21 protein-coding genes and 1 pseudogene are annotated in these 20,541 nt (G+C 73.9%); 15 read left to right on the top strand and 7 right to left on the bottom strand.

Annotation, left to right across the window (positions count from 1 at the left end; translation table 11 throughout):
• Positions 1–4 precede the first annotated feature (4 nt).
• The 6 genes from ACFWOG_RS00440 to ACFWOG_RS00415 all read right to left on the bottom strand — a co-directional run bounded on the left by ACFWOG_RS00440 (position 5) and on the right by ACFWOG_RS00415 (position 4,377).
• Complete coding sequence (locus tag ACFWOG_RS00440) at positions 5–1,492, bottom strand: nucleobase:cation symporter-2 family protein (protein ID WP_380353342.1); 1,488 nt, start codon at positions 1,490–1,492, stop codon at positions 5–7.
• Between the two features lie 198 nt (positions 1,493–1,690).
• Positions 1,691–2,605, bottom strand: coding sequence for a factor-independent urate hydroxylase (gene pucL / locus ACFWOG_RS00435; RefSeq protein WP_329950517.1), 915 nt, complete (start codon positions 2,603–2,605; stop codon positions 1,691–1,693).
• A 28-nt stretch (positions 2,606–2,633) separates the two neighbouring features.
• A complete protein-coding gene (gene uraH / locus ACFWOG_RS00430; RefSeq protein ID WP_329880501.1) occupies positions 2,634–2,969 on the bottom strand; it encodes a hydroxyisourate hydrolase in 336 nt (111 codons plus the stop codon).
• A gap of 59 nt (positions 2,970–3,028) precedes the next feature.
• A complete protein-coding gene (gene uraD / locus ACFWOG_RS00425) occupies positions 3,029–3,532 on the bottom strand; it encodes a 2-oxo-4-hydroxy-4-carboxy-5-ureidoimidazoline decarboxylase (protein WP_380353338.1) in 504 nt (167 codons plus the stop codon).
• Positions 3,533–3,733: 201 nt separating this feature from the next.
• Positions 3,734–4,114 (bottom strand): helix-turn-helix domain-containing protein, encoded by a 381-nt coding sequence (locus ACFWOG_RS00420; protein ID WP_329880499.1) that lies wholly within the window; start codon positions 4,112–4,114, stop codon positions 3,734–3,736.
• On the bottom strand, positions 4,111–4,377 hold the full coding sequence (locus ACFWOG_RS00415) for a thiamine-binding protein (RefSeq protein WP_329950530.1): 267 nt from the start codon (positions 4,375–4,377) through the stop codon (positions 4,111–4,113). Before ACFWOG_RS00415 ends, ACFWOG_RS00420 begins: the two co-directional genes overlap by 4 nt.
• A 192-nt stretch (positions 4,378–4,569) precedes the next feature.
• Between ACFWOG_RS00415 and ACFWOG_RS00410 the strand changes: the two genes are divergently transcribed.
• From ACFWOG_RS00410 to ACFWOG_RS00345, 14 genes and pseudogenes are all read left to right on the top strand, one after another.
• Complete coding sequence (locus ACFWOG_RS00410; protein WP_380353334.1) at positions 4,570–5,433, top strand: TIM barrel protein; 864 nt, start codon at positions 4,570–4,572, stop codon at positions 5,431–5,433.
• A 66-nt stretch (positions 5,434–5,499) separates the two neighbouring features.
• Complete coding sequence (locus ACFWOG_RS00405) at positions 5,500–6,387, top strand: 2-hydroxy-3-oxopropionate reductase (protein WP_329948904.1); 888 nt, start codon at positions 5,500–5,502, stop codon at positions 6,385–6,387.
• Between the two features lie 366 nt (positions 6,388–6,753).
• Positions 6,754–7,896, top strand: coding sequence for a glycerate kinase (locus ACFWOG_RS00400; RefSeq protein ID WP_380353331.1), 1,143 nt, complete (start codon positions 6,754–6,756; stop codon positions 7,894–7,896).
• 111 nt (positions 7,897–8,007) lie between these two features.
• Positions 8,008–9,453: an allantoinase AllB gene (allB, locus tag ACFWOG_RS00395; RefSeq protein ID WP_380353328.1), complete on the top strand. Its 1,446-nt coding sequence runs from the start codon at positions 8,008–8,010 to the stop codon at positions 9,451–9,453.
• Positions 9,450–10,505, top strand: a pseudogene (alc, locus tag ACFWOG_RS00390) (allantoicase); the annotation flags it as partial. The gene allB and the pseudogene alc, both read left to right, overlap by 4 nt.
• A gap of 367 nt (positions 10,506–10,872) precedes the next feature.
• A complete protein-coding gene (locus ACFWOG_RS00385) occupies positions 10,873–12,333 on the top strand; it encodes a catalase (RefSeq protein ID WP_329948900.1) in 1,461 nt (486 codons plus the stop codon).
• Between the two features lie 347 nt (positions 12,334–12,680).
• Positions 12,681–13,460, top strand: coding sequence for an IclR family transcriptional regulator C-terminal domain-containing protein (locus ACFWOG_RS00380; protein ID WP_329880488.1), 780 nt, complete (start codon positions 12,681–12,683; stop codon positions 13,458–13,460).
• A 233-nt stretch (positions 13,461–13,693) separates the two neighbouring features.
• Positions 13,694–14,608, top strand: coding sequence for a metal-dependent hydrolase (locus ACFWOG_RS00375; RefSeq protein WP_380353323.1), 915 nt, complete (start codon positions 13,694–13,696; stop codon positions 14,606–14,608).
• A 95-nt stretch (positions 14,609–14,703) separates the two neighbouring features.
• The gene (locus tag ACFWOG_RS00370; RefSeq protein WP_329880484.1) at positions 14,704–15,837 is read left to right on the top strand and encodes a PDR/VanB family oxidoreductase; all 1,134 of its coding nucleotides are present in this window, start codon (positions 14,704–14,706) and stop codon (positions 15,835–15,837) included.
• A 30-nt stretch (positions 15,838–15,867) separates the two neighbouring features.
• Entirely contained in the window at positions 15,868–16,764 is an 897-nt protein-coding gene (locus tag ACFWOG_RS00365) for a M24 family metallopeptidase (protein ID WP_380353321.1), read from the top strand.
• Positions 16,761–18,557, top strand: a complete 1,797-nt coding sequence (locus tag ACFWOG_RS00360; protein WP_380353318.1) for an SDR family oxidoreductase — start codon at positions 16,761–16,763, stop codon at positions 18,555–18,557. Before ACFWOG_RS00365 ends, ACFWOG_RS00360 begins: the two co-directional genes overlap by 4 nt.
• A 72-nt stretch (positions 18,558–18,629) precedes the next feature.
• The gene (locus tag ACFWOG_RS00355; RefSeq protein WP_329880480.1) at positions 18,630–18,827 is read left to right on the top strand and encodes a type II toxin-antitoxin system VapB family antitoxin; all 198 of its coding nucleotides are present in this window, start codon (positions 18,630–18,632) and stop codon (positions 18,825–18,827) included.
• Positions 18,820–19,017 (top strand): hypothetical protein, encoded by a 198-nt coding sequence (locus tag ACFWOG_RS00350; RefSeq protein WP_380353315.1) that lies wholly within the window; start codon positions 18,820–18,822, stop codon positions 19,015–19,017. The genes ACFWOG_RS00355 and ACFWOG_RS00350 overlap by 8 nt, the downstream gene beginning before the upstream one ends.
• A gap of 99 nt (positions 19,018–19,116) precedes the next feature.
• Positions 19,117–19,746 (top strand): LysE family translocator, encoded by a 630-nt coding sequence (locus tag ACFWOG_RS00345; protein ID WP_329880477.1) that lies wholly within the window; start codon positions 19,117–19,119, stop codon positions 19,744–19,746.
• A gap of 10 nt (positions 19,747–19,756) precedes the next feature.
• Here ACFWOG_RS00345 and ACFWOG_RS00340 read toward each other — a convergent pair whose 3' ends face one another.
• Positions 19,757–20,050: a hypothetical protein gene (locus tag ACFWOG_RS00340; RefSeq protein WP_329948895.1), complete on the bottom strand. Its 294-nt coding sequence runs from the start codon at positions 20,048–20,050 to the stop codon at positions 19,757–19,759.
• 158 nt (positions 20,051–20,208) lie between these two features.
• On the opposite strand from ACFWOG_RS00340, the gene ACFWOG_RS00335 reads away from it, so the two are divergent.
• A complete protein-coding gene (locus ACFWOG_RS00335; RefSeq protein ID WP_329880474.1) occupies positions 20,209–20,505 on the top strand; it encodes a hypothetical protein in 297 nt (98 codons plus the stop codon).
• Positions 20,506–20,541 lie beyond the last annotated feature (36 nt).

The raw sequence follows: 20,541 nt of genomic DNA, 5'->3' as shown, positions 1-20,541 counted from the left end.
TGGGTCAGGACGGTGTCGCCGTCGGCGCCGGCGCGTCGGGTGCGGCGTCGGGGGTGGACCGGCGGGCGGCGCCGAGGTGGTGGAAGAGCAGGTTGAGCAGGACGGCCGCCACGCAGCCGGCCGATATCCCGGAGTGCAGCAGGGTGCGGACGGCCTCCGGGAACGCGTCGTAGAAGGTCGGTGCGGCGATCGGGACGATGCCGACGCCGAGCGAGACCGAGACCAGGACCGTGTTGGCGCCGGAGTCCAGGCCGGCCTCCGCGAGGGTGCGGATGCCGCTGGCGGCGACCGTGCCGAACAGCACGATCCCGGCGCCGCCCAGGACGGGCTGCGGGACGACCGAGACGACCGAGCCGAGCACCGGGAAGAGCCCGAGCAGGACCAGGATGCCGCCGCCGGTCGCGACCACGAAGCGGCTGCGGATCCGGGTCAGGGCCACCAGCCCGATGTTCTGGGCGAAGGCGCTGGCGGCGAAGCCGTTGAAGACCGGGCTGAGCGCGGTGGCCAGCCCGTCGGCCCGCAGGCCGGCGGCGAGCACCTTCTCGTCGGCCTCGCGGTCGACGATCCGGCCGAGCGCGAGCATGTCGGCGGTGGACTCGGTCATCGAGACCACCATGACGATGCAGAGCGAGGCGATCGCGGCCGCGTCGAACGCCGGTGCGCCGAAGTGGAAGGGGGAGGGCAGCGCGAAGATCCGTGCGTCCTGGACCGCGCCGAAGTCGGCGAGGCCCAGCGGGAACGCGAGCAGGGTGCCGGCCGCCAGCCCGAGGAGCAGGGAGAGCTGCTGCCAGAAGCCGCGCAGCAGCCGGTTGCCGAGGACCACCGCGGCGAGGGTGAGCGCGGCGAGTCCGACGGCCCGCATGGAACCGTATCCGGGGGCGTCCGGCGAACCGCCGCGCGCCCAGTTGACGGCCACCGGGAGCAGGGACACCCCGATGAGGGTGATCACGGTGCCCTGGACGACCGGCGGGAAGAACCTGATCAGCTTGCAGAAGTACGGCGCCGCGAGGAGGCACAGGACCCCCGCGACGATCACCGCGCCGAAGATCACCGGGAGGGCGTCCTCGGGTCCGTGCTCCTTGGCGATGGCGATCATGGGGGCGACGCCGGCGAACGACACGCCGTTCACGAACGGCAGCCGTGCGCCGATCCGCCGGACGCCGAGGGTCTGGAGCAGGGTGGCCAGCCCGGCGGTGAACAGGCTGGCCGATATGAGCAGGGCGAGTTCGGCGGGGGAGAGGCCCACGCCGGCGCCGACGATGAGCGGGGGAGCGACGACTCCCGCGTACATCGCGGCGACGTGCTGGAGTCCGGTGGTGACGAGCCTGACGGGTGGCAGCAGCTGGTCCACGGGGTGGACCTCCGCCGTCCTCGCCGGACTGCCCGGGGCGCCCGGGGCTCCGGGCCCGGAGGCCCCGGAGGCCGCGTCCGGACCGGGGGATCCTTCAGGGGTGGAACCGCCGTCGGTGGTGCCGGTGGTGCTGGGTGCCATGTCGAGCCCCTCTTGTGCCCGTGGCTCCCGGCGCGCCCGTGGCGCTGGAGAGCGGTCGATCACGTGGTGGCCGAGGTCGGGACGGCGGTGCAAGGGTCCCTCGGCCGGTCTCTCCGGCTCCCCGGGCCGGCCGCCGCGAGGGGGGCACGGTCTCCGGTGGGTGGGGGTGGAGAAAACGGGTGGAGCGGGTGGCGGAGGTCAGGCGACCGGGATGACCGGGACGACGCCCTCACGGTGCACGGTGCCCTCGATGAGGCCGTACATCCGGTCGGCGGCGTAGTAGACCTCGTTCTCGTTCTTCAGGCCGAAGGGTTCCAGGTCGACCAGGAAGTGGTGCTTGTTGGGCAGTTCGAGGCGTACCTCGTCCACCTCGGCGCGGTTGTTGAGGACGCGGGTGCCCATCGCGTGCAGGGTCTGCTGCAGCGAGTAGGAGTAGGTCTCGGCGAACGCCTCCAGCAGGTGGCGCCGCACGTGGGTGTAGGAGCGGTTCCAGTTGGGCTGGGCCTCGTCGTCCCGGCCGGTGTAGCCGTACTTCCACCGGGCGGTGACCTGGGTGGCCAGGATGCGGTCGTAGGCCTCCCGGAGTGTGGTGTACCGGTCCTTGATGTAGCCCCAGAACTCCGAGTTGGTGGAGTTCAGCACGACCAGGTCCTTCAGGCCGGAGACGACCTGGACCGACCCGCCGTCGTAGACGATCTCGGTGGTGCGGGTCTCCTGGCCGGAGCGGACGAAGGAGTGGCCGACCTCCTCGGAGCCGATGAAGCGCGCGCTGCTGTCCGGGGTGCGGATCCGGTCCCAGGCGTACTCCTCGATCCGGATCCGGGCGCTGTGCACCGGTTCGGTGCTGTCGACGAAGTGGCGGGCCAGGGTGATGCCGAAGGCCTCGGCCGACTCGATCCCGTGCTCCTTGGCGAAGGCGTACACGGTGTTCTTGGTGGTGTCGGTGGGGAGGCAGTGGGCGTTCGACCCGGTCAGGTGGACGTCCTCGAAGTCGCCCGAGAGGGCGACCGAGACGTTCAGGTCCTTGATCTCGTGGCGGGTGGAGTCGCGGTAGACCCGGACGATGCGGTTCTCCGCCTTGCCGTACTGGTTCTGGCCGAGCACGTGGGCCATGGCGTGGCTCCCATATCAATCGAGCGGTCTAGCTTCCGCGGTAGACCGAGTATCCGAAGGGGTTGAGCAGCAACGGCACGTGGTAGTGGTGCTGCGCGGGTGCGACCGTGAAGACGATCGAGACCTCGGGGAAGAACGGCGGCTCGGCCGACGCCGGCGCGTAGTACGCGGCGGTGTCGAAGAGCAGCCGGACGACCGAGCCCGCCTCCACGGCCGGCAGGTCTTCGACCCGGCCGTCGGAGTCCGTGGCGGAGGTGCCGAGCACCTGCCAGCCACCCTCGGTGTGCTGGGCGAGCTCGACCGGGACGCCCTCGGCCGGGCGGCCGAGGCTGGTGTCGAGCACGTGGGTGGAGATGCCGGTCATGGGTGGGTGACCTTACTGATGGCAGTGGTGATCCTGCGTCAGTGATACCTGATGATGCGTCAGTTATCGTCGAGCAGGCGGTTGATGCGAATGTCGTTGATCTTCCGCAGTTCCTCCCGGACGATCTCGGCCTCGGTGGCCGGGTCGTTGGGGTGGCGCTCGCGCAGGGCGGCGAGCATGGTGGCCGCGGTACGGCCGGTCGCGCAGATCAGGAACACGTGGCCGAACTTGGCCTCGTAGGCGGCGTTGGCCCGGCGCAGTTCGTCGAGCAGGGCGTCCTCGGCCCCGAGGACGCCGGCCTGCTCGCGCTCGGAGGCGGCGTCGCCCGGCCTGGGCGTGCCGATCCGGGCGTGGCCGGCCATCGCGTCGTGCAGGTCGGCGGCGGAGAGCCCGGCCACGGCCTCGGCGTTGGCGTCGAGCAGTGCCCGGCGGTCGGTCCACGGTCGGGCCGCGACGACGGCGTCGGCCCAGCCGGGGCTGGAGCAGACGTCCAGCAGGATCTCCCTCAGCTCGGCGGCGTCGGCCGCCGTCAGGGCTTCAAGGGCGTGGGGGTGGTTGGTCACGGGTGGACCTCCTGGGGAGTGGTGCCACCCGCACAAGCTAGATCGGTGGGATCAGGTCGTCAACACTTTGTTGAACGGTTGGTGGTTACGTTTCGCGACGGCCCTGGTCGCGGGGTCTCTCGTGTGTGATGCGACAAGTGCGCCCCGCCGGGGGCGGGGTCACACTGACCCTGCCGGCGGGGCGCACCCGGGCCCGCGGGCTCAGCCGGACTTCGAACCGTCCTGGCGGTTGAGGTAGTTGTACACGGTGAAGCGGCTCACGCCGAGTGCCGTGGCGACCGTCTCGACGCCGTGCCGGACGGTGAACGCGCCGCGCTCCTCCAGCAGGGCGACGACGCGCTGCTTCTCCCAGCGGTCCAGCTCGGCCAGCGGCCGGCCGTCGAACTGGCGGGCCGTCTCGGCCAGCAGGCGGTCCAGCGCGTTGCTCAGGTGGGGCAGCCGGACGGCCAGTGCCGGTGCGCCCTCCCACTCCAGGACGACGTCCTCGGGCTTCGCCTCGCCCACCGGGAGGGGCGTCGCGCCGACCGCGTCCAGCAGCGGCTTCAGCGCCGCGGCGAGCGGGTGTTCGACGTGCTCGGTCACGGCCTACCACCCTCCTCGGGCGCGTCGGCGCCTTCGTCGCCGAGCACGCTGACCTGGACCGATATCCGGGTCGCGCCGGCGTCCAGGCTCTCCCGGAGCAGCCGGGTCACGGCGGCCAGGACCTGGTCGGCCTCGCCTTCGGCGCCGGTGCCGAAGGGGCCGACCGCGACGGCCAGGCCTGCTTCGTCGACCGCCTTCCGGGCCGCCGCGGCGTGCTCCGGGAACGTGTCCAGCTCGAACGGTTCTGTCGTGAACTCCACCATCAATCGCACCCGCTCACTGTAGCGAGCGAGGGGTGGGGCGGTCAGTGGCCGGTTCGGGCCGCTCGGTGGCGACTGCGCGGTCGGGGCGGGCGGAGTCTTCAACAAAATGTTGTAGACGCCTTGACAGTTCTCCGAGGGGCCGGACATGCTTCCACCAGACAGAATCCCTCTTCCGAATCGTGGAAGTTGTGGATGACGGAAGAGAGACACGAGGTGATGGACGTGACCGCCGCTTCCCGGCACAGCTTCACGGTCAACCTGTCGATCCTGTTCGGCGAGCTCCCGCTGCTGGAGCGCCCGGCCGCGGCGGCCGCCGCCGGATTCACCGCCGCCGAGCTGTGGTGGCCGTTCGGCGAGGACCACAGCCCCGCCGAGGCGGAGCTGGACGCGCTCCGCAAGGCGTTCACCGACGCCGGCGTACGGCTCACCGGCCTCAACTTCCTCGACGACCTCGTGAAGGGGGCGCGCGGTACCGTCTCGGTGCCGTCCGAGAAGGAGCGGTTCCGGGCCAACGTCCCCGTCGCCGCCGCCCTCGCCGCCTCGCTCGGCACCCCGGCCCTCAACGCCCTCTACGGCAACCGGGTCGCCGGCGAGGACCCGGCCGGGCAGGACGCCCTCGCGCTGGAGAACCTCGTCCTCGCCGCCCGGGCCGCGCACGGGATCGGCGCGGTGCTGCTGATCGAGGCGCTGAACCGGCCGGAGTCCCCGGACTACCCGCTGGTCTCCGCCGCCGCCGCGGTCGAGGTGGTCGACAGAGTCAACGCCGCCACCGGCCTGGGCAACGCGAGGTTCCTCTGCGACCTCTACCACCTGGCCCGCAACGGCGAGGACCCGGCGGCCGTCATCGACGCGTACGCCGACCGGATCGGCCACGTGCAGATCGCGGACACCCCCGGCCGCAACGAGCCGGGCACCGGCGGGCTGGACTTCGAGGACCTCTTCGCCCGGCTCACCGCCGCCGGCTACACCGGCCCGATCGGCCTCGAGTACCGCCCGTCCACCGGCGTCAGCGCCGACAGCTTCGGGTGGCTCCCGCGCGAGCACCGCGTCGCCTAGGCCGTGCCCGGCCGCGCCGGCCGCCCACCCCACCCTCCCCGCTCCACGGACAGAAGGAACGACGCGATGAGCCGCAAGATCGCCTTCATCGGCCTCGGCATCATGGGAAGCCCGATGGCCGCCAACCTGGTCGGCGCCGGCCACCACGTCACCGGCTACAACCTCACCCGGCCGCAGATCGACGCCCTGGTCGCGGCCGGGGGCCACGGCGCCACCAGCATCGCGGACGCGGTGCGGGACGCCGAGGTCGTGATCACCATGGTCCCGGCCGACCCGCAGGTCGAGCAGGCCGTCCTCGGCGAGGGCGGCGTCCTGGAGAACGTCCGGCCCGGCACGCTCGTCATCGACATGTCGAGCATCACCCCGCAGACCTCGATCAGGGTCGAGGCCGCCGCCCGGGAGAAGGGCGTCCGTGCGCTGGACGCCCCGGTCTCCGGTGGCGAGGCGGGCGCGGTCGAGGCCGTTCTCTCGATCATGGTCGGCGGCGCCGCCGAGGACTTCGCCGAGGCCAAGCCGCTGTTCGACGTGCTCGGCACCACGGTGGTCCACGTCGGCCCGGCCGGGGCCGGCCAGACGGTCAAGGCCGCCAACCAGCTGATCGTCGCCGTCAACATCCAGGCCGTGGCCGAGGCCGTGGTCTTCCTGGAGAACGCCGGCGTCGACCTCGGGGCCGCGCTGGACGTGCTCGGCGGCGGTTTGGCGGGCTCGACCGTGCTGAACCGCAAGAAGACCAACATGCTGAACCGCGAGTTCGCCCCCGGCTTCCGCATCGACCTGCACCACAAGGACATGGGGATCGTCACCGAGGCCGCCCGCGCCGTCGGCGCCGCCCTCCCGGTCGGCGCGGTCGTCGCCCAGCTGGTCGCCTCCGCCCGTGCCAACGGCGACGGCTCCCTCGACCACTCGGCGCTGCTGCGCGGCGTCGAGCGGCTCTCCGGCCGCGAGGTGAAGTAGCCCTCCCGGCCCCTCGACTCCTCCCGGTGGCGTGTACCTGTCCGGTCGTGCCCGCGCCACCGGGAGGTCGCCACCTGCCGCTCCGGCCGCGTGCGTACCCGTGCGGCCGGGGCGGCGACCGGCCCGACCGGCGGGCGGTGCGGGGCTCATCCGCCCGCCCGCCGGTCGACCGGACGGTGACGCGCCCACCCTCCAGGGGCACTTCGGTCGTGCCGAGCGGCGCGTCGCCCGGCTCCCTCCCCCGTCGAGGGGAGTCCCTCGCCCTCCGGAAGCGGGACGAGGGGGACGGCGGGGAGGGAGCCGCCCCGGATGTGCCGGGGCCCATGCTTGACGGACCATCGCCAGACCAGAAGTGAGGCCCACGCCATGCCCCCCACCTCCCACCAGGGCCATGTGGTCGTAGCTCCCGACAAGTTCAAGGGCACCCTGGAGGCCGCCGAGGCCGCCGCCCGGATCGCCGCCGGCATCCGCCGTGCCGCCCCCGGTACCGAGGTCCGCGAACTGCCCGTCGCCGACGGCGGCGAGGGGACCCTGGCCGCCGCGCTCGCGGCCGGCTTCGCCCGCGTTCCCGCCAAGGTGGCCGGCCCGACCGGCCTGCCGGTGGACGCCGCGCTCGCCGTCCGGGGCGACACCGCCGTGGTCGAGCTGGCCCAGGCCTCCGGGCTGGCCCGGCTCCCCGGCGGCCGGACCGCCCCGCTCGCGGCCGGCTCCTACGGGGTCGGCCAGCTGATCGGCCGGGCCGTCGGGCTCGGGGCGAAGCGGATCGTGCTCGGCCTCGGCGGAAGCGCCTGCACCGACGGCGGGGCCGGGATGGTCCAGGCGCTCGGCGTCTCGCTGCTCGACGGCGAAGGCGTCGAACTCCCGCCCGGTGGAGCGGCGTTGAGGCGCCTGGAGCGGATCGACCCCGGACGGCTCGCCGGCACCCTGGCGGGCGTCGAGATCGTGGTCGCCTGCGACGTCGACAACCCGCTGCTCGGTCCGCGCGGCGCGACGGCCGTCTACGGCCCGCAGAAGGGCGCGAGCGGGGAGGACCTGCTGGTCCTGGAGGAAGCTCTGACCCGGTTCGCCGACGCGGTCGGCGCGACGGTCGGCCGCGAGGTGCGCGACGCCCCCGGCGCGGGGGCCGCGGGCGGGGTCGGCTTCGCGGCGCTCGCCCTGCTGGGCGCCACCATGCGACCCGGCTTCGAGCTCCTGCTCGACCTGCTGGGTTTCGACGCGGCCGTGCGTGGGGCACGCCTCGTCGTCACCGGCGAGGGCTGCCTGGACGCGCAGACGCTCCACGGCAAGGCCCCCGCCGGCGTCGCGGCGGCCGCCGCCCGGGCGGGGGTCCGGGTGGCCGCCGTGGCGGGACGGGTGGAACTGTCCGAACGCGAGTGGCGGGCGGCCGGCTTCGCCGCCGCGTACGCGCTCAGCGAGTTGGGCGAGCAGCCCGGTGACGGCCTGACCAGGGCGGGAGAGCTCGCCGAGGTCGCGGGGGAGCGACTGGCGGCGGAGTTCCTCCACCGGTGACCGGCGCGGACCCTCGTAGTTTCCTCCATTGACGATTTGTTGAAGGCGGCCCTAGGCTCCGGGCCATCCTTCGGCGCACCCCACCCCTCGACCAGGTTTCGGAGGTCCCCCATGCCCATCAGCGAGACCGCGGTGATCCGCTCCCGCCGGGTGGTCCTGCCGGACGGCGAGCGCCCCGCGGACGTGCTGGTCCGGGACGGGAGGATCGCGCGGATCGCCGCGCACGGCTCCCTCCCCGCCGGTGGCCACGCGCTCACCGACCTCGGTGACACCGCGCTGCTCCCCGGCCTGGTCGACACCCACGTGCACGTCAACGAACCCGGCCGCACCGAGTGGGAGGGCTTCGCCACCGCCACCCGGGCGGCCGCCGCCGGCGGTGTCACCACCGTCGTCGACATGCCGCTCAACTCGGTGCCGCCCACCACCACCCCGGCCGGGCTGGAGGTCAAACGGAAGACCGCGGAGGGTCAGGCCTGGGTCGACCTCGGCTTCTGGGGCGGGGCCGTGCCCGGAAACCTCGCTGACCTCGAACCCCTGCACCGTGCGGGCGTGTTCGGCTTCAAGTCCTTCCTGGCACCGAGCGGCGTCGAGGAGTTCCCGCACCTCGAACAGGCCGATCTGGAGGCCGCCCTCGCCGAACAGGCCCGAATCGGCGCGCTCGCCATCATCCACGCCGAGGACCCGGCCGTCCTCTCCGCCGCACCGCAGCAACCCGGCGTCCACTACCGGGACTTCCTCGCCTCCCGGCCCGCCGGTGCGGAGACCGCCGCGGTGGCCCGGCTGCTCGACACCGCCCGGCGCACCGGCGCCCGGGTGCACGTCCTGCACGTCTCCTCGGCCGCCGTGCTGCCGCTGCTCCGCCGGGCCCGCGCGGACGGTGTCGAGGTCACCGCCGAGACCTGTCCGCACTACCTGACCCTCACCGCCGAGCAGGTCCCGGACGGCGGCACCGCGTTCAAGTGCTGTCCGCCGATCCGTGACGAGGCCAATCGCGACGCCCTCTGGGAGTCCCTGGCCGCAGGGGAGTTCGCCGCGGTCGTCTCCGACCACTCGCCGTCCACCCCCGACCTCAAGCTGCTGCCCGAACGCGGCGGCAGCGGGGACTTCGCGGCCGCCTGGGGCGGCATCGCCTCGCTCCAGCTGGGCCTGCCCGCGGTCTGGACCGAGGCCCGGCGGCGCGGTCACACCCTCTCCGACGTGGTCCGCTGGATGTCCGCCGGCCCGGCCGGGCTGGCCGGTCTCACCGGGACGAAGGGCGCCGTCGCCGTCGGCCACGACGCCGACCTGGTGGCCTTCGACCCCGACGGCCGCTTCGCCGTGCACGCCGCCGACCTGCACCACCGCAACCCCGTCACCCCGTACGCGGGCCGGACGCTCACCGGCGCCGTCCGCACCACCTGGCTGCGCGGCCGGGTCGTCGACGTCGCCGGCGAGCCGTTCGGCGTCCAGCTCACCCGCCCGCGGCCCACCGGCTCCGGGCCCACCGGCCCCGTGTCCACCGGTCCCGGGCCCGCCCGGTCCACCCGTCCGACCCCCGGCCCCGAGGAGTCGCAGTGACCACCGTCCCCACCCCGAACGCCCCGTTCACCGAGCTGGTCGACCTGGCCTCCCGCCGGCTCGGCGCCGGTGTCGTCGCCACCAACGAGGACACCTTCGCCGACGCCGAGAACCTGCTGGTCGCCGAGGCCGCCGTGTTCCGCCCGCACACCTTCGGCCACAAGGGCCAGATCATGGACGGCTGGGAGTCCCGGCGGCGCCGGGGCACGGGTGCCGAACAGCCGCACCCCACCGACGAGGACCACGACTGGGCGGTCGTCCGGCTCGGCGCCGCCGGAGTGATCCGCGGCCTGGTCGTCGACACCGCGCACTTCACCGGGAACTACCCGGAGAGCGCCTCCGTCGAGGCCGCCTCGATACCCGGCCACCCCTCGCCCGCCGAGGTCGCGGCCGCCGCGTGGGTGGAGATCCTTCCGCGCACCCCGCTGCGGGGCGACACCGCCCACGCGTTCGAGGTGAGCAGCGCCACCCGGTTCACCCACGTACGGCTCAACATCTTCCCGGACGGCGGTGTCGCCCGGCTCCGCGTCCACGGCGAGGTGCTTCCCGACCCGCGCGAGCTGGACGGCCTCACCTTCGACCTGGCCGCCCAGGAGCACGGCGGTGTCGCGGAGGCCGCCTCCGACCGCTACTTCTCCTCCCCGCACAACCTGAACGCTCCCGGCCGCGCCTCCGTCATGGGTGAGGGCTGGGAGACCCGGCGTCGGCGTGACAAGGCCAACGACTGGGTGCGGATCGCCCTGGCCGGGGGCGGCGAGGTCCTGGCCGCCGAGGTGGACACCACCCACTTCGTCGCCAACGCCCCCGGCTGGGCCGACCTGGTCGGCTACGACGCCTCCGCCGGCGGTGACCCCGCCGCCGACCCGGACGGCTGGTTCGCGCTCCTGCCGCGCACCCGCCTCCAGCCCGACACCCGGCACCGCTTCCGGCTGAACCCGGCCCGCCCGGTGACCCATGTGCGGATCAACGTGTACCCCGACGGCGGCCTCGCCCGCCTCCGCCTCACCGGCCGCCCGACCGAGGCGGGCCGGGCCGGTCTCGCGCTGCGCTGGTTCGACGCCGTCCCGGTCGACGAGGCCGCCGCGGCCCTCGTCGAGGCCGGTCTCACCGCCGGGGAGGCCGCCGAACTGGCCGCGGCCCGCCCGCTGGTGGACGCCGACGCCGCCCGCACCGCCGTCGCCGCGCTCAGCCCGGCCGACGGCCCCGACGGCGAGCACTCCTCCCGCCGCCGCTCGGCCGCCTGGCGCCTGCTCGGCATCTGAACCGGCGCCGGAGCCCGTGTCCCGACCGGCGCCGCCGCAGGCCGGGGGCCGCGGCCGCGGTGGCTCCGCGCCACCCGCGGAGCCCTCCCGCCGCGGCCCGGGGCGGCGCCGCATTCCCCCAAGCGTCACACCCTTATCGACATCCGAAGGACCCGTCATGTCCAAGATCCTGACCACGGAGTCCGGCGCCCCGGTCGCCGACAACCAGAACTCGGCCTCGGCCGGCGCCTACGGTCCGCTGCTGGTCCAGGACCAGCACCTGCTGGAGAAGCTCGCCCGGTTCAACCGTGAGCGCATCCCGGAGCGCGTCGTGCACGCCCGCGGTTCCGGCGCGTACGGCTACTTCGAGGTCACGGACGAGGTCTCGCCGTACACCCGGGCCGCCTTCCTCGGCGAGGTCGGCAGGCGCACCGAGGTGTTCCTCCGCTTCTCCACGGTCGCGGGCAACCTGGGCTCGAACGACGCCGTCCGCGACCCGCGCGGCTTCGCGCTCAAGTTCTACACCGAGGAGGGCAACTACGACCTCGTCGGCAACAACACCCCGGTCTTCTTCATCAAGGACCCGCTGAAGTTCCCCGACTTCATCCACTCCCAGAAGCGCGACCCGTACACCGGTGTCCAGGAGGCCGACAACGTCTGGGACTTCTGGGCCCACTCGCCCGCGTCGACCCACCAGATCACCTGGCTCTTCGGCGACCGCGGCATCCCCGCGTCCTACCGCCACATGAACGGGTACGGCTCGCACACCTACCAGTGGGTCAACGAGCAGGGTGACGCCTACTGGGTGAAGTACCACTTCAAGACCAACCAGGGGATCCGCTCGCTGGACGCCGCCCAGGCCGCCGAGGCGGTCGGCGGCGACGCCGACAGCCACCAGCGCGACCTCCACCAGGCCATCGAGCGCGGGGTGTTCCCGTCCTGGACCCTCTACGTCCAGCTGATGCCGGTCGCCGAGGCCGCCGACTACCGGTTCAACCCCTTCGACCTGACCAAGGTCTGGCCGCACGCCGACTACCCGTTGGTCAAGGTCGGCCGCCTGGTGCTCAACCGCAATCCCGAGAACGTCTTCGCCGAGGTCGAGCAGGCCGCGTTCTCGCCGAACAACTTCGTGCCCGGCATCGGCCCGTCCCCGGACAAGATGCTCCAGGGCCGCCTGTTCGCGTACGCCGACGCCCAGCGTTACCGCCTCGGGGTGAACCACACCCGGCTGCCGGTCAACGCCCCGCGCGCGACCGAGGCCGCCAACTACGGCCGGGACGGCCTCGGCGCGCTCAACCCGGCCGGCCGTGCCCGCAACTACGAGCCCAACTCCTACGACGGGCCGGCCCAGACCGGCGCCGCGCTCGCCGCGCCGACCGGGCTGAGCGGCTGGACCGGCACCCACACCACCCCGGCCCACACCAAGGACGACGACTTCTTCCAGGCCGGTGAGCTCTACCGGCTGATGCCGGAGGCCGAGCGGGCCCGCCTGATCGACAACCTGGCCGGCTTCCTGGCCCAGGTCTCCCGCGACGACGTCGTGGAGCGGAACCTCGCCCACTTCCACGCCGCCGACCAGGAGTACGGCGCCCGCCTGGAGGCCGCCGTCACCAGGCTCCGGGCCGGCGACGAGGGCTGATCCACCGGACCACCCTCCCCGGCCGTCGGGGCCCGCACCCCGGCGCCGCCCCCCGACCGGGCCGTTCCCCCAGGCAGTGGGGGAGCGGCCCGGTGCCCGTCCGCCAGCCGGACGCCCGCCACCGCCCGCCGCAGGCGCCCTGCCGCCGATCGACGGTCAGGAACGTCCGCCGCTGCGCCACCCGGCGGGCGGGGGTACGCGGGGGCATCGGCGGGGCATATGCCCGTCAAGTGCTTCACCGCACCTGCACGAAAATCCGCAGAGGGGCGGATGGCGGTGTACAGCGGTGGATAGGCTGGACACCACCCGCCGGTCACACCTGCGGGGGGACATCGGAAGGGGACGACATGTCGACACCAGCCCCCGGTCGCCACGCCGCGCCGGCCCAGGGCCTGCCCGGTCCGTTCACCTCCCTGCAGCACGCCCTCAGACTGCTGGAGGCGGTCGACCGGCACCCCGGAGGGGCCACGCTGGTCACGCTGGCCAGGGAGACGTCCCTCGGGCTGCCGACGGTCCGTCGGCTCGCCGAGATCCTGGAGATCGAGGGCTACCTCATGTGCCAGGACGGCGGTTGGGTGCTCGGCGGCACCTTCGCGCTGCTCGGGCAGCAGAACCGGGAGCAGCTGGTGCGGGTCCGGCTGGATCGCAAACTGGAGGAGCTCCGGGACGAGTTGGGCGCGGCGGTGTACTTCAGCCGCTACCACGACGGCGAGCTGTCGGTGGAGGCGGTGTCGGCGGGCGACCACGCGCCGGCGGTGCAGGAGTGGGTGGACTTCCGGGCCACCGCGCACGCCAGCGCGATCGGCAAGTGCCTGCTCAGCCAGCTCGACCACGACGCGCGCCGGGACCACCTCGCCCGGCACCCGGTGGCCCGGCTGACCTCCCGGACGGTCACCGACGCCGACCAGCTGATGCACCGTCTGGAGCGTCAGCCGGCCACCGTTCCGGTGCTGGACATCCAGGAGTACGCGCTCGGCACGGTCTGCGCCGCGGTCCCGGTCACGGCCGGCAGCACGGTCGGCTGCCTGGCCACCTCGATGCCGGTGGACAACGTGCACCGGCTGAAGGCCGCCGCCGAGCTGCTCGCCGTCCGGGCCGCGCCGCTGATGCTGGCCATGGCCGTCTGAAGCACCGCGGAGGATCGCAGGACCCCGTCGCGCCGCGGCGGGGTCCTCGTGTTTCCCGGGGTGCCGGGCCGTCGGCCCCGGGTGTTTCGCCGGGCCCGCCGCGGTGCACATCACTTATTAGACTCGATGTCGATAAGAGGTGTCGAACCTCTTGTGGCGCGCACTACCCGCGAGTACGTTTTGCCGGGTCGAGCCGCCACGAGCCGCCACCCGCAGGTCAGGAGGGCCCCGTCATGTCCAGCCCCACCCCCGTTCCCGCCCTCGCCGCGCCGGCCGTCCGGGTGCACGAGAGCCTCGTCCTGGAGCCCCGCGACGTCCGCTTCGACTGGTCCGGACTGCCGCTGCACTGGATTCCCGACGAGCCGATGGCCACCCACGTCATCAACGTCCTGCACCTCCTCCTCCCGGAGGGCGAGCGCTGGTTCGTCAAGGTGTTCAAGGACGCCCTGCCGATGATCCGGGACGAGCAGCTGCGGGACGAGGTGCTCGGCTTCATCGGCCAGGAGGCCATCCACGCCGAGGCCCACCAGGAGGTCCTCGACCACCTGCTCGGGCAGGGCCTCGACCCCCGCCCGTACGTGCGTCAGATCTCCTGGCTGTTCCAGCGGGTCCTCGGCGACAAGCCCGGGCTGACGCCCGCCCGGCAGCGCGAGAACATCATCGAGCGGGTCGCGTTCGTCGCCGCCATCGAGCACTTCACCGCCTTCCTCGGCAACTGGGCGCTCAACTCCCCGGGCCTGGACCGGGCCGAGGCCGACCCGACCATGCTCGACCTGCTGCGCTGGCACGGCGCCGAGGAGGTCGAGCACCGCAGCGTCGCCTACGACCTGATGGTCCACCTCGACCCCGGCTACCTGCGGCGGATCCGCGGCATGGCGATCTCCGGGCCGCTCCTCGTCCACCTCTGGGTGCGCGGCGCCCGCTTCCTGCTCGCCGCCGACCCGACCCTCGACGGCCGGATCAGGCCCACCTGGCGCGAGGCCGGCCGGATCGCCAGGCGCGGACTGCTGCCCGACCCGCTCACCTCGATTCGCTCCGGCCTGCGCTACCTCCGGCCCGGGTACCACCCCACCCAGGAGGGGTCCTCCAGCCAGGCCCTCGGCTACCTCGCCACCTCCCCGGCCGCCCGCGCCGCCGCCGGCCGCTGACGGGGACGGCGGCCCCCGCCCCGGGGCCCGCCGCCGGCCCACCCGCCCCCGGCCCACCCGCCGCCCAGGACCCAAGGACCCAAGGACCCCGCCGGATGGATCTGCGCACCCCACCCCCCGACCTCTACGGCCGCCCCCGCGCCGACACCTTCTTCCGCTTCCTCACCGCCTTCGGCGACCGCTACAGCCCCGCCCTCGGCAGCCCGCTGCTCCGGCGCAACCCCCGCCGCCCGCCCGGCCGCCCCACCCCGGCGCTCCAACTGGTCGTCACCGCCCGGCGCCCGGCCGCCACCGACGTCGTCGAACTCACCCTCGCGGACCCCTCCGGCGGTCCCCTCCCGCCCTGGCAGCCCGGCGCCCACCTGCGGCTCGTGCTGCCGTCCGGCCGCGAGCGCCACTACTCCCTCTGCGGCGACCCGGCCGACCCCGCCGCCTACCGGATCGCCGTCCGGCACCTGCCCGCGGGCGGCGGCGGCTCCGCCGAGGTCCACGACACCCTCCACCCCGGCACCCGGCTCACCGCCCGCCGTCCCCGCAACGGCTTCGCCTTCTGCGCCGAACCGGCGGTCCTCCTGGTGGCCGGCGGCATCGGCATCACCCCGCTGCTCCCGATGGCCCGCGAGGCCCGGCGGCACGGCCTGGACTGGCACCTCGTCCACGTCGGCCGCAGCGCCGGTACCCTCCCGTTCTCCGAGGAGCTGCGGGCCCTCGACCCGCACCGGGTCCACCTGCGCACCGACGACGAGCACGGCGGCCCGCCCACCGGGGCCGAGCTCCTCGCCCGCGCCCCGCGCGGTGCGGCCGTCTACTGCTGCGGCCCGGCCCCGATGCTCGCCGCCGTCCAGCGGGCCCTCGACGGATCGCCCGCCGCCTCCCTGCACTTCGAACGGTTCGGCGCCGCGCCGATCACCGACGGCGAGCCGTTCACCGTCCGCCTCGGCACCGACGGACCGGCCCTCGACGTCCCGGCCGACCGCTCGGCCCTGGACGTGCTCCGGGAGGCCCGCCCCGACCTGGCGTACTCCTGCCACCAGGGCTTCTGCGGCACCTGCGAGGTCCGGCTGCTGGCCGGCACCCCCGACCACCGCGACCGCCGCCTCACCGCCGAACAGCGGGCCGCCGGCGCCCTGCTGCCCTGCGTCTCCCGGGCCGCCGCGGGCGAGACCCTGGTGCTCGACCTCGGTGCGCCCGGCCGGCCCCGGGCGCAGGACCCGTCCGACCGGCCGTAGGCCGCCGATCCCCCAGAAGGAGCCCCCGCCGTGCCGCGCACCCCCGCCTTCCCCTACACCGAGCACGACCTCGCCCGCTTCCGGGAGACCCAGCAGCTCGCCTACCACTGCGCCGAGGAGGTCGCCGCCTGGATCGAACCCGGGGTCACCGAGCGGCAGGCGACCGCCCGGCTGCGCCGCCGGCTGGTCGCGGCCGGTGTGCAGGACTTCTTCCACGTGCCGTTCGCCTGGTTCGGCGACCGGACGGCGTTCCGGCACTTCCACACGCCGCTGCAGTTCTTCGCCGGCAACCGCCGGCTGACGGAGGGCATGCCGTACGTGCTGGACTGTGCGCCCGTCGTCGACGGCTACACCGCCGACATCGGCTACGGCGGCAAGGTCGGCGAGAACCGCGTGTGGGACCGCCTCGCCGCCGACCTCCGGGTCTACCGCGAGCTGATCCTCACCGAGGTCCGCGCCCGCAGGCCGCTCGCCGACGTGTACGCGGCGGTCGACGCGCAGATCGAGGCGCACGGCTACGACAACCGCCACCGCGTCTACCCGGGCCGGGTGATCGGCCATCAGGTCACCCGGACGACCGCCCGCGGCCCGGCGGGGGTGAACGTGTTCGGCTTCGGGGTGCGTACACTCCAGACGCTCGGCCGCGAGCTGATCAGCGAGCGCCTGCACGGCCGCTCCCCGCTCTGGGCGGACGGCCGCTCCTCCCGGCACGCGCCCACCCCGGGCCTCTGGGCGGTGGAGCCGCACATCGGCTTCCGGGAGGTCGGCATCAAGTTCGAGGAGCTGCTGGTGGTCACCGAGGACGACGCGTACTGGCTCGACGACGACCTCCCGCACGTCCGCCGCTGGACCGCGGCAGGCGCCGCCGCGACCACCCCGACCACCGCGACCCCGACCACCGCGACCGCTCAGGAGGCGACCCGATGACGACCAGCCGCGACACCGGACGCGCCGGGCACCCCGCCCCCCGGGTGCCGCACCGTGCCGCCTCCCGCCGCCGGACCGTCCACTCCGGGGGCCTGCCGCTCGCCGTCTTCGAGGACGGCGACCCGGGCGCCCCCACCGTCCTGCTGGTCCACGGCTACCCGGACACCCACGTGGTCTGGGACGACGTCGCCGCCGACCTCGCCCGCGACCACCACGTCGTCCGCTACGACGTCCGGGGCGCAGGCGCCTCCGGCGTCCCGGCCGGCCGCGAGGGCTACCGCCTGGAACAGCTGGCCGACGACCTGTTCGCCGTCGCCGACGCGGTCAGCCCGGACCGCCCGGTGCACGTCGTCGCCCACGACTGGGGCTCGCTGCAGTCCTGGGAGGCCGTCACCACCCCCGGTGCCGAACGACGGCTCGCCTCCTACACCACCATGTCCGGGCCCTGCCTGGACCACATGGGGTTCTGGCTCCGCGACCGCTTCCGCCGCCCCACCCCGCGCCACCTGAGGCAACTGCTCGCCCAGGGCGCCCACTCCTGGTACATCACCGCCTTCCACCTGCCCTTCCTCGCCCCCGGCGTCTGGCGGCTCGGCCTCGCCCGCGCCTGGCCCCGGGTGCTGCGCGACCTGGAGGGCGTCAGCCCGCGCCCCGGCCACCCGCAGCCCACGCTGCGCCGGGACGCGGTGCGAGGCATCGAGCTGTACCGGGCCAACATGCGGCCCGCGCTGCGCAACCCGCGCGAACGGCCCACCGAGGTGCCGGTCCAGCTGATCACCCTCACCCGGGACCACTACGTGGGCACCTACCTCTCCGAGGGCCTGGAGCGCTGGGTGCCGCGGCTGACCCGCCGGACCCTGCACGCCACCCACTGGTCCGCACTGCTGGAGAAGGGAACCGCCTTGGCCCGGATGGTCCGTGAACACGTCGCCCGCACCGAGGCCGGCCGGGACGCCCCCGAGGACCGCGCCGCCGCTGCCGCCGGGGACGGCCGGCTCGTCGTCGTCACCGGCGGTGGCAGCGGCATCGGCCGGGCCACCGCGCTCGCCTTCGCCGAGGACGGTGCCCGGGTGGTGGTCTGCGACCTCGACCTGGACGCGGCCCGCCGCACCGCCGAACTCGCCGCCCTGATCGGGCCGCCCGCCCACGCCTACCGGGTCGACGTCAGCGACGGCGCCGCGGTCGACGCCTTCGCCCAGCAGGTCGCCGCCGAGCACGGAGTGCCGGACGTGATCGTCAACAACGCGGGCATCGGCCACTCCGGGACCTTCCTCCAGACGACCGAGAAGGAGTGGCAGCGCGTCCTCGACGTCAACCTCTGGGGCGTCATCCACGGCTGCCGGGCGTTCGGCAGTCTGATGGCCGACCGCGGCGAGGGCGGTCACATCGTCAACCTGGCGTCGGCCGCCGCCTACCTGCCGTCCAAGGCGCTCACCGCCTACGCCACCAGCAAGGCCGCCGTCTTCATGCTCTCCGACTGCCTGCGTGCCGAGCTGGCCGGCCACGGCATCGGCGTCTCCACGATCTGCCCCGGCATCGTCAACACCAACATCACCCGCACCTCCACCTTCTCCGCGACCACCGCCGACCAGCAGGCCGCCAAGCAGGCCCGTGCCGCCAGGCTCTACGCCCGCCGCGGCTTCCCGCCCGAGAAGGTCGCCACCGCCGTCCTGCACGCGGTACGGACCGGGAAGGCCGTCGTCCCCGTGACGCCCGAGGCGAAGGCCGCCCGCTTCCTCTCCCGCCTCTCCCCGGGCCTGCTCCGCCTGGCCGCCCGCCTCAACGTGACCTGATCCCGCGGCCGAGATATCGGATACGGTGAATTTCGATATCACCACAGGCTCTTCGATCCCCGGAGGTCCGCTGTGACCCGCACGGTGATAGACGTCAAGGACGAGCTGCTGGCCGAGGCCGCAGAGATCTTCGGGACGACCACCAAGGTGGCGACGGTCAATGCCGCCCTGGAGGACGCGGTCAATCGTCGGAAGCGTGAGTCCTTCCTCAACTGGCTTGCCGAAGGGGGTCTGCCTGACCTCACCGGTTCGGCGGACCACGGTGAGTGAGCGCTTTCTGATCGACAAGTCGGCATTCGCGCGGTACCCGAAGCCGGCGGTTCGAGCGGTGATCGAACCGCTCCACAACGCCGGGCTGCTCGCCGTCTGCGGTGCTGTCGAGCTGGAGATCGTGCACAGCGCCCGTTCCAAGGCGGATGCCCTGCGCATTCGGGTCGTTCCACCCGGGACGGCCGACTGACGTCGTGCCCGGCGGGGAGCGGACGCTCGTCCGCCCGCCGCCGGGGCCGCCGCGCAGGGTGTCCGTGTGCGGGCGGGGCGGCCCGTACGATCACGGACCATGGAGATGAGCACCGCCCTCTGGTCCTTCGCCTTCGTCGTGGGGCTGCTGACCCTCACGCCCGGGCTCGACACCGCGCTGGTCCTGCGCACGTCCGCGCTGGGGCACCGGCGGCAGGCGTGGGGCGTGGTGCTGGGGATCCAGACCGGGACGCTGCTCTGGGGCACCCTGACCTCGGCGGGCGTCACCGCGCTGCTCACCGCCTCCCAGCTGGCGTACGAGATCCTGCGGTGGGCGGGCGCCGCGTACCTGGTGTGGCTGGGGATCGGGATGCTCCGGAGCAAGGGCGGCGACGCCGAGCCGGAGGAGGCGCAGCCGTCCGGCGGCGGGCTGGCGCACGGCTGGCGGCGCGGCACGCTGACCAACCTGCTCAACCCCAAGGTCGGCGTCTTCTACGTGGCGGTGCTGCCGCAGTTCATCCCGGCGGGGGCGCCGCACTTCGCCGCGGGCGTGGCGCTGACCTGCGTGCACGTCGCGGAGGGGCTGCTCTGGTCGGCGGTCCTGGTGGGCTTCGCCCAGGTGCTGCGCGGCTGGCTGCGCAGGCCGGCCGCGCGCCGGGCGATGGACCGGGTGACCGGGCTGGTGGTGCTGGGCTTCGGCGTGCGGCTGGCGGTCTCGGACACGCCCTAGCGTCGCCGGTTCAGCTGCCGAGACGGCGCAGGCCCTCGCGCAGTTGGTCGGTGTCCATGCAGAGGTGCACGTCGACGGAGGCGTTGAACTCCAGCCAGAACGGCTCGCAGACGGAGGGCAGCGCGGCCTCGTCGGGTACGTCGATGACGGCGATCTGGCAGCGCCGGCCGTTGCGGGCGAAGGCGTAGACGGCCTCGGGCTTCAGACCGGCCATGATCCGGTCGAACTTCTCGGCGACGGCGCCGTCCCTGACGACCTGGTTGGCCGTCGCGGTGTCGAGCTCGATCTCCAGCAGGGCACGCATGGCGGTGCTCCTTCCGCGGGCTCGCGGTGAGTCCTCCTCTCCAGGCTCCCGCTGCCCCGGCGGCCACGCAACGTCACCCGGGCGGCGGCGCCGGATGGCCGCCCGGTGGGTCGCGGGCTGCACTGGGATCGCCACCCCGGCGCGGACAGGAGCACCTCATGGCGATCATCGTGACCTTCGACTTCCCCGAACTCTCCCAGGCGCAGTACGAGGAGGCGGTGGACCGGCTGACCGGCGGCGCGGGGCTGAACAGTCCCGCCGACTGGCCGGTGCGCGGGCTGGTGCTGCACGTGTCGGGGCCGAATCCGGACGGTCGCGGCTGGCACGTCACCGACGTCTGGGAGTCCCGGGAGGCGTTCGAGCAGTTCGGGACGGTGCTGCTGCCGATCCTCCGCGAGATCGGGATCCCGTCGGCGCCCCCGCTGATCTGCGAGGCCTACAGCGTGGTGACCTGACCGACCCGATCCGTTCCTGACCGGGCCTGACCTGTT

It is taken from the genome of Kitasatospora sp. NPDC058406 (assembly GCF_042722765.1).
GTDB lineage: Bacteria > Actinomycetota > Actinomycetes > Streptomycetales > Streptomycetaceae > Kitasatospora.
This window is presented reverse-complemented; position numbering and strand designations above follow the sequence as displayed.

What these genes read in the sequence shown, in the direction of transcription:
- ACFWOG_RS00440 (WP_380353342.1), bottom strand. Translation starts at nt 1,492, where the DNA reads ATGGCACCCAGCACCACCGGCACCACCGACGGCGGTTCCACCCCTGAA.
- pucL (WP_329950517.1), bottom strand. Translation starts at nt 2,605, where the DNA reads ATGGCCCACGTGCTCGGCCAGAACCAGTACGGCAAGGCGGAGAACCGC.
- uraH (WP_329880501.1), bottom strand. Translation starts at nt 2,969, where the DNA reads ATGACCGGCATCTCCACCCACGTGCTCGACACCAGCCTCGGCCGCCCG.
- ACFWOG_RS00415 (WP_329950530.1), bottom strand. Translation starts at nt 4,377, where the DNA reads ATGGTGGAGTTCACGACAGAACCGTTCGAGCTGGACACGTTCCCGGAG.
- ACFWOG_RS00410 (WP_380353334.1), top strand. Translation starts at nt 4,570, where the DNA reads ATGACGGAAGAGAGACACGAGGTGATGGACGTGACCGCCGCTTCCCGG.
- ACFWOG_RS00405 (WP_329948904.1), top strand. Translation starts at nt 5,500, where the DNA reads ATGAGCCGCAAGATCGCCTTCATCGGCCTCGGCATCATGGGAAGCCCG.
- ACFWOG_RS00400 (WP_380353331.1), top strand. Translation starts at nt 6,754, where the DNA reads ATGCCCCCCACCTCCCACCAGGGCCATGTGGTCGTAGCTCCCGACAAG.
- allB (WP_380353328.1), top strand. Translation starts at nt 8,008, where the DNA reads ATGCCCATCAGCGAGACCGCGGTGATCCGCTCCCGCCGGGTGGTCCTG.
- ACFWOG_RS00385 (WP_329948900.1), top strand. Translation starts at nt 10,873, where the DNA reads ATGTCCAAGATCCTGACCACGGAGTCCGGCGCCCCGGTCGCCGACAAC.
- ACFWOG_RS00380 (WP_329880488.1), top strand. Translation starts at nt 12,681, where the DNA reads ATGTCGACACCAGCCCCCGGTCGCCACGCCGCGCCGGCCCAGGGCCTG.
- ACFWOG_RS00375 (WP_380353323.1), top strand. Translation starts at nt 13,694, where the DNA reads ATGTCCAGCCCCACCCCCGTTCCCGCCCTCGCCGCGCCGGCCGTCCGG.
- ACFWOG_RS00370 (WP_329880484.1), top strand. Translation starts at nt 14,704, where the DNA reads ATGGATCTGCGCACCCCACCCCCCGACCTCTACGGCCGCCCCCGCGCC.
- ACFWOG_RS00360 (WP_380353318.1), top strand. Translation starts at nt 16,761, where the DNA reads ATGACGACCAGCCGCGACACCGGACGCGCCGGGCACCCCGCCCCCCGG.
- ACFWOG_RS00345 (WP_329880477.1), top strand. Translation starts at nt 19,117, where the DNA reads ATGGAGATGAGCACCGCCCTCTGGTCCTTCGCCTTCGTCGTGGGGCTG.
- ACFWOG_RS00340 (WP_329948895.1), bottom strand. Translation starts at nt 20,050, where the DNA reads ATGCGTGCCCTGCTGGAGATCGAGCTCGACACCGCGACGGCCAACCAG.
- ACFWOG_RS00335 (WP_329880474.1), top strand. Translation starts at nt 20,209, where the DNA reads ATGGCGATCATCGTGACCTTCGACTTCCCCGAACTCTCCCAGGCGCAG.